Annotated in this window: 11 protein-coding genes; 5 read left to right on the top strand and 6 right to left on the bottom strand. The window is 69.7% G+C overall.

Going from position 1 to position 13,808, the window contains the following annotated elements; all coding sequences use genetic code 11:
• Positions 1-35: 35 nt before the first annotated feature.
• Genes ACFFJK_RS01150 through ACFFJK_RS01135 form a run of 4 tightly spaced genes read right to left on the bottom strand, consistent with a single transcriptional unit; the run spans position 36 to position 4,860 of the window.
• Positions 36-428, bottom strand: coding sequence for a RidA family protein (locus ACFFJK_RS01150; RefSeq protein WP_379677322.1), 393 nt, complete (start codon positions 426-428; stop codon positions 36-38).
• Positions 428-1,594, bottom strand: a complete 1,167-nt coding sequence (locus ACFFJK_RS01145; RefSeq protein WP_379677232.1) for an acyl-CoA dehydrogenase family protein — start codon at positions 1,592-1,594, stop codon at positions 428-430. Before ACFFJK_RS01145 ends, ACFFJK_RS01150 begins: the two co-directional genes overlap by 1 nt.
• Positions 1,595-1,598: 4 nt before the next feature.
• Entirely contained in the window at positions 1,599-2,453 is an 855-nt protein-coding gene (locus tag ACFFJK_RS01140; RefSeq protein WP_379677231.1) for an enoyl-CoA hydratase family protein, read from the bottom strand.
• A 22-nt stretch (positions 2,454-2,475) separates the two neighbouring features.
• Positions 2,476-4,860 carry a bifunctional salicylyl-CoA 5-hydroxylase/oxidoreductase gene (locus ACFFJK_RS01135; protein WP_379677230.1) on the bottom strand — a complete coding sequence of 795 codons (2,385 nt, stop codon included), beginning with the start codon at positions 4,858-4,860 and terminating at the stop codon, positions 2,476-2,478.
• 196 nt (positions 4,861-5,056) lie between these two features.
• Here ACFFJK_RS01135 and ACFFJK_RS01130 point away from each other — a divergent pair, with 196 nt between their 5' ends.
• The 5 genes from ACFFJK_RS01130 (at position 5,057) to ACFFJK_RS01110 (ending at position 12,662) form a co-directional block, all read left to right on the top strand.
• Positions 5,057-6,217 (top strand): pyridoxal phosphate-dependent aminotransferase, encoded by a 1,161-nt coding sequence (locus ACFFJK_RS01130; RefSeq protein ID WP_379677229.1) that lies wholly within the window; start codon positions 5,057-5,059, stop codon positions 6,215-6,217.
• Complete coding sequence (locus tag ACFFJK_RS01125; protein ID WP_379677228.1) at positions 6,214-8,475, top strand: hybrid sensor histidine kinase/response regulator; 2,262 nt, start codon at positions 6,214-6,216, stop codon at positions 8,473-8,475. The genes ACFFJK_RS01130 and ACFFJK_RS01125 overlap by 4 nt, the downstream gene beginning before the upstream one ends.
• Positions 8,476-8,581: 106 nt before the next feature.
• Positions 8,582-10,225, top strand: a complete 1,644-nt coding sequence (locus tag ACFFJK_RS01120; RefSeq protein WP_379677226.1) for a Na+/H+ antiporter — start codon at positions 8,582-8,584, stop codon at positions 10,223-10,225.
• A gap of 86 nt (positions 10,226-10,311) precedes the next feature.
• On the top strand, positions 10,312-11,538 hold the full coding sequence (locus tag ACFFJK_RS01115) for a DNA topoisomerase IB-related protein (protein WP_379677225.1): 1,227 nt from the start codon (positions 10,312-10,314) through the stop codon (positions 11,536-11,538).
• Positions 11,535-12,662, top strand: a complete 1,128-nt coding sequence (locus tag ACFFJK_RS01110) for an L-dopachrome tautomerase-related protein (RefSeq protein WP_379677224.1) — start codon at positions 11,535-11,537, stop codon at positions 12,660-12,662. The genes ACFFJK_RS01115 and ACFFJK_RS01110 overlap by 4 nt, the downstream gene beginning before the upstream one ends.
• Positions 12,663-12,679: 17 nt before the next feature.
• Here the strand turns inward: ACFFJK_RS01110 and ACFFJK_RS01105 are convergent, their stop codons facing one another.
• Entirely contained in the window at positions 12,680-13,144 is a 465-nt protein-coding gene (locus tag ACFFJK_RS01105) for a DUF4019 domain-containing protein (RefSeq protein WP_379677223.1), read from the bottom strand.
• A gap of 115 nt (positions 13,145-13,259) precedes the next feature.
• The gene (locus tag ACFFJK_RS01100) at positions 13,260-13,790 is read right to left on the bottom strand and encodes a GAF domain-containing protein (RefSeq protein ID WP_379677321.1); all 531 of its coding nucleotides are present in this window, start codon (positions 13,788-13,790) and stop codon (positions 13,260-13,262) included.
• Between the last annotated feature and the right edge of the window lie 18 nt (positions 13,791-13,808).

Below are 13,808 nucleotides of genomic sequence, written 5' to 3'. Positions count from 1 at the left end.
TTTACGGCAGCTCGTGGGCGCCCGGGGCAGCGAATTCAATCGGGCACCACCGCCGTCACTTCGATCTCGACCCGCGCGCGCTCTTCCATCAGGGCCGCCACCTGCACTGCGCTCATGGCCGGGTAGTGACGGCCGATCACGTCGCGGTAGGCCGCCCCCAGCGCCGCACCGGCGTCCAGGTATTCGCGGCGGTCGAGCACGTACCATGTCATGCGCACGATGTGCTGCGGCCCGGCGCCGGCCTCGCGCAGCACGGCCACGATGTTTTCCAGCGCCTGGCGCGTCTGGCCGACGAAGTCGTCGGTCTGGAAGCGGCCCCCGGCATCCCAGCCGACCATGCCGCTGACGTGGACCTGGCGGCCGCTTGCCGCGATGCCGTTCGCGTAGCCTTTCGGGCGCGGCCAGCCCGGCGGCTGCAGGATCTCGATCATGCGCCCTCCCCGGCCAGCAGTTCGCGCGCGACGATCAGGAGCTGCACTTCGCTTGCCCCCTCGTAGATGCGCAACGCACGGATTTCACGGTAAAGGCTTTCGACGGTCTCGCCGCTGACCACGCCCTGCCCGCCGAACAGCTGCACCGCAGCGTCGATGACCCGCTGGGCGGTTTCGGTGGCGGTCAGCTTGGCCATCGCCGCTTCTTTGGTCACCCTTTTACCTTGATCCCGAAGCCAGGCGGCGCGGTAGGTCAGCAGCGCCGCGGCATCGATGTCGGTCGCCATCTGGGCCAGCCTGGCCTGCGTGAGCTGGAAGTCGGCCAGGGTCTTGCCGAACATGGCCCGCCGGCGCGCCCGCTGCAAGCCTTCGTCCAGCGCCCGCCGCGCAAAACCGAGGGCGGCCGCTGCCACCGAGGTGCGGAACACGTCGAGCGTGGACATCGCCACCTTGAATCCCTGGCCTTCTTCGCCGATGCGGTTCGCCGCCGGCACGCGGCAGCCGTCGAAGCGCAGGCGAGCCAGCGGATGCGGGGCGATCACGTCGATGCGTTCGGCGATCGTGAGACCGGGCGCGTCGGCCTCGACGATGAAGGCCGAGATGCCGCGCGAACCGCGTCCTCCCTCGCCGCCGCCGTCGCCGGTGCGGGCGAACACCACGTAGAAATCGGCGATGCCGCCGTTCGAGATCCAGGTCTTCTCGCCGTCGAGCACGTAGTCGCCGCCTTCGCGGCGGGCCGCGCACTGCATCGCCGCCACGTCGGAGCCGGCCTGCGGCTCCGAGAGCGCGAAGGCGGCGATCGCCCTGCCTTCTGCCACGCGCGGCAGCCAGGCAGCCTGCTGCGCGCCGGTGCCGAACAGGGAAATGGCGCCGCTGCCCAGGCCCTGCATGGCGAAGGCAAAATCGGCCAGGCCGGCATGGCGTGCCAGCGTTTCGCGGATCAGGCAGACGGCGCGGGTGTCGATCGGCGCACCGTTGCCGCCGATGGCATGGCGCAGCCAGCCGCCGCGCCCCAGCTCGGCGACCAGCGAACGGCACACGGCATCGACGTCGCGCCCGTGCGCATGCGCCAGGTGTTGGCCGGCCCAGGCGTCGAGTTCCAGCGCCAGCGCGCGGTGGCGCGGCTCCAGGAAGGGCCAGTCGAGGTAGTCGCGGTCCGGCATGTCCTCAATCCCCTTCAAAGCGAGGCCGTTCCTTGGCCACGAAGGCGTGGTAGGCACGGTGGAAGTCGTTGGTGGCCATGCAGATCGCCTGCGCCTGGGCTTCGGCCTCGATCGCCTCGTCCACGCCCATGTTCCACTCCTGCTGCAGCATCTTCTTGGTCATCCCGTGCGCGAAAGTCGGGCCACTGGCAAGCGTTGCCGCAAAGGCCTTGGCCTCGGCCAGCACGGTGTCAGGCTCGCACAAGCGGTTGAAGAAGCCCCAGCGCTCGGCCTCGTCTCCCGGCATGGCGCGGCCGGTGTAGAGCAGTTCGGCCGCCCTGCCCTGGCCGATCACGCGCGGCAGCAGCGCGCAGGCGCCCATGTCGCAGCCTGCCAGGCCGACCCGGGTGAACAGGAAAGCCGTCTTGCTGCGCGCGGTGCCGTAGCGGATGTCCGAGGACAGCGCCAGGATCGCCCCGGCGCCGGCGCAGACGCCATCCACGGCGGCCACGATCGGCTGGGGGCAGGCGCGCATCGCCTTGACCAGGTCGCCCGTCATGCGGGTAAAGGCGAGCAGGCCCGGCATGTCGCGTTTCGTGAGCGGCCCGATGATCTCGTGCACGTCGCCGCCCGAGCAGAAGTTCCCGCCAGCGCCCGCAATCACGACCGCCTTGACGTCGTCGGCGTGGGCCAGGGCGCGGAACAGGTCGCGCAGCTCGGCGTAGGAATCGAAGGTCAGCGGGTTCTTGCGCTCCGGCCGGTTCAGGAGGACGGTCGCCACCCGGTCCTGGACGGCGTACTGGAAGTGGATGGACTGGTAAGCGGCGAGGCTGGCGCGGCTGCCCGGCAGCCGGTGCGCCTCACCCGGAAGGTAATGCATGTGCATAGCTCCTGAAAGTAAATTAGCCTTCGAGCAGGCGGGCCGCCAGCTGCTGCGGCGACAAGCCGTTGTTCGCCGCCTGCAGCTGGCGCTCGCGCTCGAGGTTGCGTTCGAGTTGCAGCTTGCCGGGACGGTACTGGCGCGGCCAGGATGCGCCGCCGTAGCCGATGCGCGCGGCTTCCAGCAGCGTCCACGCCGGGTTGGCCAGGTGCGGGCGCGCCACGGCGCACAGGTCGGCGCGGCCGGCCGCGACGATGCCGTTGACGTGGTCCGCCTCGTAGATCGAGCCGACCGCAATCGTCGGGATGCCGGCTTCGTTGCGGATGCGATCGGCGAACGGGGTTTGGAACATGCGGCCGAACACGGGTTTTTCGTCCTTGCTGACCTGCCCCGACGAGCAGTCGATCATGTCCGCGCCCGCCGCCTTGAACAGGCGCGCCACCGCTACCGCGTCGTCCGGCGTGATCCCGCCCTCGACCCAGTCGTGCGCCGACACGCGCACGCTGATCGGACGGTCCTGCGGCCACGCGGCGCGGATGGCGGCGAACACTTCCAGCGGATAGCGGCAGCGGTTTTCCAGGCCGCCGCCGTATTCGTCGTCGCGACGGTTGGTCAGCGGCGAAATGAAGCTCGACAGCAGGTAGCCGTGGGCACAGTGCAGCTCCAGCCAGTCGAAGCCCGCCTCGGCGGCGGCCCGCGTGGCGCGCACGAAATCCCGCTTGATGCGATCCAGGTCCTCGCGCGCGGCTTCGCGCGCGACCTGCGAGACGCCCGCCAGGTACTGCTGGCCCGACGCCGACACCAGCGGCCAGTTGCCGCTTTCCAGCGGCTGGTCGATGCCGTCCCACATCGGCCGGGTCGAGCCCTTGGCGCCGGCGTGGCCGAGCTGCACCCCGATCAGGGCGTCGGCGTTGCCGTGGACGAAATCGACGATGCGCTTCCATGCGGCGGTGTGTTCCGGCGCGTACAGGCCGGGACAGCCGGGGGTAATGCGCGCATCGGCGGAGACGCAGGTCATCTCGGCCATCACCAGCGCGGCGCCGCCCAGCGCGCGGGCACCCAGGTGGGCCAGGTGGAAGTCGCCCACCGTCCCGTCCACCGCCGAATACTGCGCCATCGGCGAGACGATCACACGGTTCTTCAGCAGCACCCCGCGCACCTTGTATGGCGTAAACATCGGCGGTGTCGGCTCCTGCGGGGCCTGCACCCCGGCCTGCGCTGCTGCGCGTGCCGCGAACCAGCGCTCGAAGCCGCCGACGTAGGCCGGGTCGCGCAGGCGCAGGTTCTCGTGCGACAGGCGCTGGCTGCGCGTGAGCAGCGAGTAGGCGAACTGCTCGGCCTCCATCGCCGTGTAGCGGACGACGTTCTCGAACCATTCCATCGAGTTGCGCGCCGCGCTCTGGAGCTTGAGCACCTCGACCCGGCGCGCGGACTCGTAGGCCGCCAGCGCCTGCTCCAGGCTGGCGCCGGGGTCGTCGAGGCAGCGCGCCAGCTCGATCGCGTCTTCCAGCGCCAGCTTGGTGCCCGAGCCGATCGAGAAGTGCGCGGTGTGCGCCGCATCCCCCATCAGCACGGTCGGGACGCGGCGCCCTTCGATGTCGTTCCAGTGCACCCACTGGCGGCAGGCGATGCGCGGGAAGCGGATCCACATCGCGGAACCGCGCTGGTGGGCGGCATTGGCCATCAGCGGCTGGCCGTCAAGATGGCGCGCGAACAGGCGCTCGCAGAAGGCCAGCGCCTGTTCCTGGCTCATGGCTTCGAGGCCGGCCGCGTGCCAGGTTTCCTCGGGCGTTTCGACGATGAAGGTCGAGGTGTCGCCGTCATACTGGTAGGCGTGCGCCTGGAACCAGCCATGCTCGGTTTCTTCGAAGGCGAAGGTGAAGGCGTCGAAGCGCTTGCGGGTGCCCAGCCACACGAAGCGGCACTGGCGGCGCTCGAGCTCGGGCCGGTAGGTGGCGGCGTAGCGGTTGCGGGTGGCGCTGTTGACGCCGTCGCAGGCCACGACCAGGTCGGCCCCGTAGGTACGCGCCAGGCCGGCATCGTCAAGCACCTCGTGCTCGAACACCATGCGCACCCCGAGCGCGCTGCAACGCTCCTGCAGGATATTGAGCAGGCGCTTGCGCCCGATGCCGCAGAAACCATGCCCGCCCGAACGCACGGTGCGTCCCTTGAAATGGACGTCGATGTCGTCCCAGTGGTTGAAGGATTGCAGGATGGCGCGGGCGCTCTCCTCGTCGGCAGCGGCCAGGTGGCCGAGGGTCTGGTCGGAAAATACGACACCCCAGCCGAAAGTGTCGCTTGCCCGGTTGCGTTCGACGACGGTCACGGTATAGTCTCGGTGGCGGCGCTTGGCCAGCAACCCGAAATACAGCCCGGCCGGGCCGCCACCCACGCACACGATATTCATTCCCGCTCCCGATCTGGTGTTGCGCGTATATTACATGCGCGAATGCTTTAGGTGTCAACCAATGCTGGGCACCGAGCGCACGGCAGGATGTGCTCCGGTGCGTCAGCTTTCCACCACTTTAGTACAATATGGCAACATATCCGCACAGGACCGGTCCCGTGCAACTGGCAACCGTCACTTTTTGGCCATCATAACGATGAAACTCTCCGACCGGATCAACCGTTCCCGACCACTTGCCACGACCGCCATGCACGGGCGTGCCGACGCTCTCCGCGAAGCCGGCGAGCCCGTTATCGATTTTTCCATCGCCATTTCCCACTTCCCGGCGCCGGCCGCGGTGCGCGAAGCGATCGCCCACGAGGCCGGGCGCGAGTGCATCCTGCCGTACACCGACGTGGGCGGCGCAGTGGACGTGCGCGCGTCGCTGTGCGCCAAGCTGCGCGCGGAAAACGGCATCGAAGCCACCCCGGACGAGGTGGTCGTCACCAATGGCGCCAAGCAGGCCCTCTACGAGGCGCTGTTCGCCCTCACCGACCCGGGCGACACCGTCATCGTGTTCCGTCCGCACTGGCCGGCCTACGTCACGACCGCCCAGCTGCTCGGCCTGCGCATCGTGCTGGCCGACCTGCCGGACAGCCTCACGCCCGAGGCGCTCGACGCCCTCGGGCCAGCCCGCGTCCTGATCGTCAACAATCCGCACAACCCGACCGGCAAGGTGTACACGCTGGAAGAACTCGGCCACCTGCGCGACTGGGCGCAGCGCTCCAGCGGCCACATCGTCGTCGACGAAAGCTACGAGCACCTGATCTTCAACGGCAACCACACCAGCCTGGCCTCGCTGTGCGACTGGCGCAAGCTGGGCGTCGTCACCATCTTCTCGGCGTCGCAGAGCTACGCCATGATGGGCTGGCGGGTCGGGTTCGCGCTGGCGCCGCGGCCGCTGGCGCGCGCGATGCACACCCTGCAGGGACCGATCACGGCTGCCGCGCCCTGGCTGTCGCAGGTGGCGGCGCGCGCCGCCTTCGCCGGCGGCCGCCCCGGAGGCATGCTGGAGGACTATCACGCGCGCCGCGACCTGGTGCTGGACATGCTCGCGCCGGTGCCCTGGATCACGATGGCGCCGCCCGATTCCGGCCCCTACCTGTGGGGCGACATCCGCGCCCTGACCTCGGACACGCTGGGTTTCGCCGAATCGCTGCTGGAGGAGGAAGGGGTGGCCCTGATGCCGGGCGACGCGCTCGGCGTGCCGGGCTTCATCCGCATCGGCTACATTTCCGACGACATCGTCACCCTGCGCGAAGGCGTGCGGCGCATCGTCGCCTACGGCGAGTACCTGCGCGCCGCCGCCCGCGCATGAACAGCCGGCCGGCCCGCTTCCGCCTCAACAGCCTGCGCAGCCGGCTGATGCTGCTGGTCGCCCTGGCGATCACGCCGATCGCCGTCATGACGGTGCTGGGCGGCCTGCGCGAGCGCGAAGCCGCGATCCGCGCCTCCGAGGAGAACCTGCAGCGCCTGACCAGCCTGGCGGCGGCCAACGAGGCGGAGTCGATCGAGCGCGCGCGCCAGATCCTGGTGGACCTGGTCAGCGTGCCCGACCTGATGGGCCCCGCGGACCGCTGCAATGCCCTGCTGGCCGACGTGCTGGACCGCAACGAAGGCTACGTCAACTTCGGCCTGATCCAGCTCAACGGCGACGTGACCTGTAGCGCCGTACCGATGCTGCATCCGGTGAACCTGGGTGACCGGCGCCATTTCAAGCGCGCCGTCGCCGAACGGCGCTTCATCGCCGGCGACTACGTGTTCGGGCGCGTCATCCGCAAGCACACCATCAACCTCACCTACCCCGTGATCGACCGCAGCGGCAAGGTGGTGGCCGTGGTATTCGCGGCGATGGACCTGGCCGGGCTCGATACGTTTGTCAGCGACATCAACCTGCCGGCCGGCTCGATCCTCGAAACCGCCGATTCCGGCGGCCTGCTCATTTCGCGCAGGCCGGATCCGGAGCGCTGGTTCGGGCAGAAGATCAGCCCGACGCTGCTGGCGGCGATGCGCGACCCGGCCCAGCGCGCCATCGTGATGCGCGGCGAGGACGGCATCGAGCGCCTGCACGCGTTCGCGCGCGTGGGCGGCCCCGCGCTGTCCGAGTACACGGTGACGATCGGCGTGCCGGTCGAGACCATCACCGCCTCGGCGCGCGAGACCCAGCTGATGTCGCTGCTGGGACTGGGGGCAACCACCATGCTGGCGCTGCTGGCGGCCTGGCTGGCGGGCGACATCCTGATCGTCCAGCGGGTGCGCAAACTGATGGATACCGCTCGCCGCATCGCCGCCGGCGACCTCGAAGCCCGCACGGGCATCAGGTATGGCCGCGAGGAGATCGGCCGCCTGGCCGCCGCCCTCGACGAGATGGCCGCCACCTTGCAGAAGAAGGAAACGGCGCGCAGCCAGGCCGAGCGCGAGCTGCGCGCGGCCGACCAGCGCAAGGACGAATTCCTGGCGATGCTGGCCCACGAATTGCGCAACCCGCTGGCGCCGATCAGCACCGGCGCCCACCTGCTCAAGCTCCTGCACTCCGACAACGCCCAGATCACGCAGACCTGCGCGATCATCGCACGCCAGGTCGAGCACATGACCAGCCTGGTGGACGACCTGCTCGACGTCTCGCGCGTCACGCGCGGCCTGGTGTCGCTGTCGACCCAGGTACTGGACCTGCGCAGCGTGGTGGACGACGCGGCCGAGCAGATCCGTCCCCTGATCGCGGCGCGCCGGCATAAAGTGGTGCTCGACCTCCCGAGCGACCCGGCGAGCGTCAAGGGCGACCACAAGCGGTTGGTGCAGGTGGTCGCGAACCTGCTCAACAATGCCACCAAGTACACGCCCGAAGGCGGCCACATCCAGTTGCAGCTGCGCGAGGAAGGAGACGAGTACGTCCTGGCGGTGACGGACGACGGCATCGGCATGGAGCCGGCACTGGTCGAGCGGGTGTTCGACCTGTTCACGCAGGCCGAGCGCACGCCCGACCGTTCGCAGGGCGGCCTGGGGCTGGGCCTGGCACTGGCCAAGAGCCTGGTCGAGCTGCACGGTGGCAAGGTTGCCGCGGCCAGCCCCGGCCTGGGCAAGGGCAGCACCTTCACCGTGCGCCTGCCGCGCTTCGCGGCGCAGGCCCCGGCGCCGCTCGCGGCCGCGGGCGCGGACGGGCGGCAGCAGCCAGGCGCGGCGGCCGCGCCGCTGCGGGTGCTGGTGGTGGACGACAACCTCGACGCCGCCCACACGCTCAACCTGTTCCTGTCCGCCGCCGGCCACCGGGTCGAGATCGCGTACAACGCCCATGACGCACTCGAGGTGGCGCGGGTACTGGCGCCCCAGGTCTGCCTGCTCGACATCGGCCTGCCCGACATGGACGGCAACGAGCTGGCGCGCCGCCTGCGCCGCCTGCCGCAGACCGCCGACGCCACCCTGGTCGCGGCGACCGGCTACGGCCGCCAGCAGGACCGCGACGCGGCCCGCCACGCAGGCTTCGACCATTACATGGTCAAGCCCGTCAACACCGTGCAGCTGAGCGAACTGCTGGCCCAGGTGGGCGCAAACAGTACCCGCGAGCAGGCAGCGCGCTAAGGGGCGCCGGGGCGCCCGGCGCCCCGGCGCCATCGTACGCGCCCGATCCGGCCGTTCGCCTATCATCGTGCCTGGCCGGCGAACGAGCGTCGGCGAAGGAGCGCGCATGGGTGAAGTGGGGGTGGTGCTGGCGATGCTGCTGGCGGTGGTGGCCAGCGCCTACCTGGTGCGGGTGCTGCCCGCCGTGTTGCCGATCCCGCTGCCCTTGCCGCTGGTGCAGATCGGCCTCGGCGCGGCCATCGCGGGCTTCGGCTGGCATCCGGTCAGGCTGGAACCCCATATCTTCTTCCTGCTGTTCCTGCCCCCGCTGCTGTTCCTCGATGGTTGGCGCATTCCCAAGGTCGGGCTGTTCCGCGACAAGGGCGTGATCCTCGAGCTGGCGCTCGGGCTGGTACTGTTCACCGTGGTCGGCGCCGGCTTCCTGATCCAATGGCTGGTGCCGGCCCTGCCCTTGCCGGTGTGCTTCGCGCTGGCCGCCATCCTGGCGCCGACCGATCCGGTGGCGGTGTCGTCGATCGCGGCGCGGGTGCCGATCCCGCCGCGGCTGATGCATATCCTGGAAGGCGAATCGCTGCTCAACGACGCCAGCGGCCTGGTGTGCTTCCGTTTTGCCGTCGCGGCAGCGATGACCGGGGTCTTCTCGCTCGGCAGCGCCACCCTGACCTTCCTGTGGCTGGCATTCGCCGGGGTCGCCACCGGCATCCTGCTCACCCTCGGCATGGCCTCCCTGCAGCGCCTGCTGGGCGCGCGCTTCGGCGACGAACCCGGCGCCTCGATCCTGCTCAATCTGCTGCTGCCCTTCGGCGCCTACCTGGCCGCCGAGCACCTGGGGGCATCCGGCATCCTGGCCGCCGTCGCCGCCGGCATCACCATGAGCTACGTGGAACTGGGCGGGCGCGCCCTGGCCACCACGCGGGTGCGGCGCAACGTGGTCTGGGACACGGTGCAGTTCGCGCTCAACGGCGTGATGTTCGTGCTGCTGGGCGAACAGTTGCCGGACATCGTGCGCGCCGCGCTGCAGAGCCCGGACCTGGCGGTGCCGCGCGACCCGTGGTGGCTGATCCGCACGGCCCTGGCGATCAGCGCCGGACTCATCCTCCTGCGCTTCGCCTGGGTCTGGGTATCGCTGCGCCTGAGCAACTATGCGGCGCGGCGCCAGGGGCGCGAAGGTGTCAGGATGGACAAGCGCCTGCTGCTGGCGATGTCGCTGGCCGGCGTGCGTGGCGCGATCACGCTGGCCGGCATCCTCACCCTGCCGCTGGCACTGCCCGGCGGCGCGCCCTTCCCGGGGCGCGACCTGGCGATCTTTCTCGCCAGCGCCGTCATCGTGGTCTCGCTCACGGTGGCCAGCATCGGCCTGCCGCGCGTGCTGCGCGGACTCGAACTGCCGCCGGAAACCGCCATCGATGCGGAGGAAGACCGGGCCCGCCAGGCCGCGCTGCTGGCGGCGCTGGGCGCGATCGACGCGGCGGGCCGCCCCGCCCCGGTCGACGAGAAGGACGCCGACCTGCATGCCAGCGCGGCGGAACAGGTGCGCGGCCTGTACCAGCACCGGCTCGGCGGCGTCATGCCCGGCTCGGACCCGGCCCGCGTCCGGGTGGCTGAACAGGCGGAGCGCCACTACCGCCTGGCCGCGCTGGCGGCCGAACGCAAGGTGCTGCTGGCCATGGCGCGCCGCCGCGAAATCTCGGACGAGACCGCCCGCAAGCTGCTGCGCGAGATCGACCTGGTCGAGGCCCGCTATCGCTGAGCGGCCGGGTCTCGGTTAGGTCCCGAACGGTGCGCCGGCCCGGTTCGGCGTAGGATGAAGCGACCTTCTCCCAGCGAAAGCCTGCCATGCAAAGCGAAGAACCCGGCGTCACCACCCCGCTCAAGGATCCGCCCACCGCCGCCAAGGCCGCCGGGCTGCGTTACGTGCACGACGACCGGCCCGGCATCCGGCGCGAGAAGACGGGAGAAGCCTGGCGCTACCTCGATGCCGCAGGCGAGCCCGTCACCGACGAAGCCACCCTGGCGCGCATCAAGTCGCTCATCATCCCGCCGGCCTGGACGGACGTCTGGATCTGTCCCCAGGCCAACGGCCACCTGCAGGCGACCGGCCGCGATGCCCGGGGCCGCAAGCAGTACCGCTACCATCCGAAATGGCGCACCGTGCGCGACGAGGCCAAGTATGAACGCATGCTGAATTTCGGCCAGGCGCTGCCGGCCATCCGCAAGGAAGTCGACCGCGCCCTTGGCCTGCCCGGCCTGCCGCGCGAAAAGGTGCTGGCCACCATCGTGTACTTGCTGGAGGCGACGATGATGCGCGTGGGCAATGAAGAGTATGCCCGCACCAACAAATCCTACGGCCTGACGACGCTGCGCGACCGCCACGTGCGGGTCGACGGCAGCCACGTCGAGTTCCGCTTCCGCGGCAAGAGCGGCGTGTACCACAAGGTGCACGTGCAGGACCGGCGGCTGGCGCGGATCATCCAGCGCACGCGTGACCTGCCCGGCCAGGAACTGTTCCAGTACGTGGACGACGAGGGCGAGACCCACAGCGTCGATTCGAGCGACGTCAACGACTACCTGCGCGCGATCACGGGTGAAGACTACACCGCCAAGGATTTCCGCACATGGTCCGGCACGGTGCTGGCCGCCCTGGCCCTGCAGGAGTTCGAGAAGTTCGATTCCGAGGCCCAGGCCAAGAAGAACATCGTGCGCGCGATCGAGTCGGTCTCCGAAAAGCTCGGCAACACGCCCAGCATCTGCCGCAAGTGCTACGTGCACCCGGCGGTGCTCGACGCCTACCTCGACGGCACGGTGCTCGAGGCGCTGAGCGAACGCACCGAGCGGGAGCTGCTCGACGACCTGCACGCGCTGCAGCCGGAAGAAGCCGCCGTGCTGGCCATGTTGCAGCAGCGCCTGCGGCACGAACAGGAGCAGGCCTTGGCCAATCCCCGGCCGGCGAAGAAGGCTGCAAGCAAGCCTGCTGGCAAGACTGGAACCCGGGCCGGAAAGCGGGTCCGGGCCGCCCGTCCGGCGCCCCCGACAACCACCGAACCGATGAGAGGAGCAGCATGAACAACAGCGCAGGCAACGCAGAAGCATGGACCATCGAACAGGTCGCCGCGTTCGAGCACCAGATCACCGGCGTGTCGGTGTCCGAAGACAACCGCATCTTCGTCAACTTCCCGCGCTGGACCGAGGACACGGCGGTCTCGGTGGCGGAACTGCTGCAGGACGGCACGCTGCGCCCCTATCCGGACGAGACATGGAACGCCTGGCGCAATGCGCGCAAGGACGAACTGCCTCCGGACGAGCACTGGGTATGCGTGCAGAGCATCGTGGCCGACGGCCGCGGCAGCCTGTGGGTGCTGGACCCGGCCGCGCCGGCCCAGGCACACCTGGTTTCCGGCGGCGCCAAGCTGGTGCAGGTCGACCTGGCGACCGACCGTGTCGTGCGCAGCATCGTCTTCGACGAGGTCGCCGCCCCGCAGGGCTCCTACCTGAACGACGTGCGTTTCTCGAACGACGGCAGGTACGCCTTCATCACCGATTCCGGCGTGGTCGGCGCCATCCTGGTGGTCGACCTGGGCAGCGGCAATGGCAATGGCAATGGCAATGGCAATGGCAAGGTTATGCGCCTGCTCGACGGCCATCCTTCGACCCAGATGAAGAAGGGACTGAACGTCAAGGCCGACGGCAGGGAACTGCGGCGCCCGGACGGGCGCGGCGTGGAATTCTCGGCCGACGGCATCGCCCTGTCCGACGACGGGCGCTGGCTGTACTGGCAGGCGATCAAGGGCGATACCCTGTACCGCATCGCAACCGACGTGCTGACCGGCGAGGGCCTGCAGGGCGGGGACGCGGACACGGAAATAGGCGATGCAGTCGAAGAGTTCGGCAGGAATGGCGTGTCGGACGGCCTCCTGATCCCGCGCGGCACCAACAAGATGCTGCTCAGCGCTGTGGAGGACGATGCGGTCAAGGTGCGCGACCTGGATGCCGGGCCGGCGGGCGAACCGCAGGTGCTGGTCCAGGATGCGCGCCTGCGCTGGCCCGACACCTTTACCCAGGGGCCGGACGGCGCCATCTACGTGACCGCCTCGCACATCCAGGACTCGGCCTTCTTCAAGCCCGACGCGCCTGCCGCGCTGCCGACCCGGCTATGGCGCCTGCAGTCCGGGCCCGGTGTGCAACTGTGACGCCCCGTCCCTGATGCTCATTTTATGAAGTAGCCAGCGACCTTCCAGCTGCCGTCCGCCTCGCGCATCGGCGTCACCGTCTCGACCGCGCCGGCCCGGTTGGCGAAGTCGGTCCGGTACTCGAGCACGACATACTCGCCGGCGGGCAGGCCCGGCAGCGTACGGGAGAGGGTGGTCGAGGCCAGGCTGCGCGACTTGACCGCTCCGAGCGGTACACGTACGGCACGCAGTGCCTCGTTCCATTGGGATTGGGTGACGGCGCCACGCAGGAAGGCGGCGCCCTGGGTCCAGGTGTCGGCAGTCCGGCCCTCGTCCATCAGGGCCAGCCAGGCTTGTGCCGCCCGGGTCGCGCCGGCAATACCGGCGGCTGCCTGGCTGGCAGCTTCCTGGCCGGCCGCCTCCTGGGCGGCGGCGGGGACGGCGGACGCGGCCACCAGGGCCGACAGGACGGAAAAGGACAGTACGGCGGTCGCAAGGCGCATGGCGGTCTCCTGTGCGTGGCTGGCAGAATGCGTGGAACCACCAGCATACCGCCCCGCTCGCTCCACATTGTCGCGCAATGTCACACCTGTGCCGGCTGCCCTTCCCGGCAGCGTCTCAGGTGGGCTTTTTCTGGATTTCGGACGAAGCGATGTCGGCCAGGTCGCACAGCGCCTGCAATTCGGCCGAGCGCAGGCGGCGCGGCTCGCGGTCGATCACGCACAGCGTGCCCATCGGCAGGCCCGAACGGTCGCGCAGCGGCACGCCAGCATAGAAACGGATGTGCGGCTCGGCCAGCACGAGCGGGTTCTCGCGGAAGCGCTCGTCGGTCGAGGCATCTTCCACCATGAAGGGCGCATCCTGCAGGATCGCATGCGAGCAGAAGGCCCACTCGCGCGGCGTTTCCTGCGGCCCCAGGCCGATCCGTGCCTTGAACCACTGGCGCCGGGCGGTCAGCAGCGAGACCAGCGCGATTGGCGAACCGGTGACGGTGGCGGCCAGGCGCACGATGCGGTTGAAGCGCTCTTCAGGAGGCGTATCGATCAGGCCGGACGCGGCAAGCGCCGCCAGCCGGCGCCCCTCTTCCGGCCCGGTCGGGTAGGAAGGATCGCCCTCCACCAAGTATTCGGGATCGGTCGGATCGGGCACCCGGGACTCTCCGGACAG

The organism is Massilia consociata (genome assembly GCF_042432755.1).
GTDB classification, from domain to species: Bacteria; Pseudomonadota; Gammaproteobacteria; order Burkholderiales; family Burkholderiaceae_D; genus Telluria; species Telluria consociata.
The sequence above is the reverse complement of the archived record's forward strand: the minus strand, read 5'-3'. Positions and strand labels throughout refer to the sequence as shown.

Excerpts from the sequence above, each read along its gene's own strand:
- ACFFJK_RS01145 (WP_379677232.1), bottom strand. The coding sequence starts at position 1,594 with ATGCCGGACCGCGACTACCTCGACTGGCCCTTCCTGGAGCCGCGCCAC.
- ACFFJK_RS01140 (WP_379677231.1), bottom strand. The coding sequence starts at position 2,453 with ATGCATTACCTTCCGGGTGAGGCGCACCGGCTGCCGGGCAGCCGCGCC.
- ACFFJK_RS01135 (WP_379677230.1), bottom strand. The coding sequence starts at position 4,860 with ATGAATATCGTGTGCGTGGGTGGCGGCCCGGCCGGGCTGTATTTCGGG.
- ACFFJK_RS01130 (WP_379677229.1), top strand. The coding sequence starts at position 5,057 with ATGAAACTCTCCGACCGGATCAACCGTTCCCGACCACTTGCCACGACC.
- ACFFJK_RS01125 (WP_379677228.1), top strand. The coding sequence starts at position 6,214 with ATGAACAGCCGGCCGGCCCGCTTCCGCCTCAACAGCCTGCGCAGCCGG.
- ACFFJK_RS01120 (WP_379677226.1), top strand. The coding sequence starts at position 8,582 with ATGGGTGAAGTGGGGGTGGTGCTGGCGATGCTGCTGGCGGTGGTGGCC.
- ACFFJK_RS01115 (WP_379677225.1), top strand. The coding sequence starts at position 10,312 with ATGCAAAGCGAAGAACCCGGCGTCACCACCCCGCTCAAGGATCCGCCC.
- ACFFJK_RS01110 (WP_379677224.1), top strand. The coding sequence starts at position 11,535 with ATGAACAACAGCGCAGGCAACGCAGAAGCATGGACCATCGAACAGGTC.
- ACFFJK_RS01105 (WP_379677223.1), bottom strand. The coding sequence starts at position 13,144 with ATGCGCCTTGCGACCGCCGTACTGTCCTTTTCCGTCCTGTCGGCCCTG.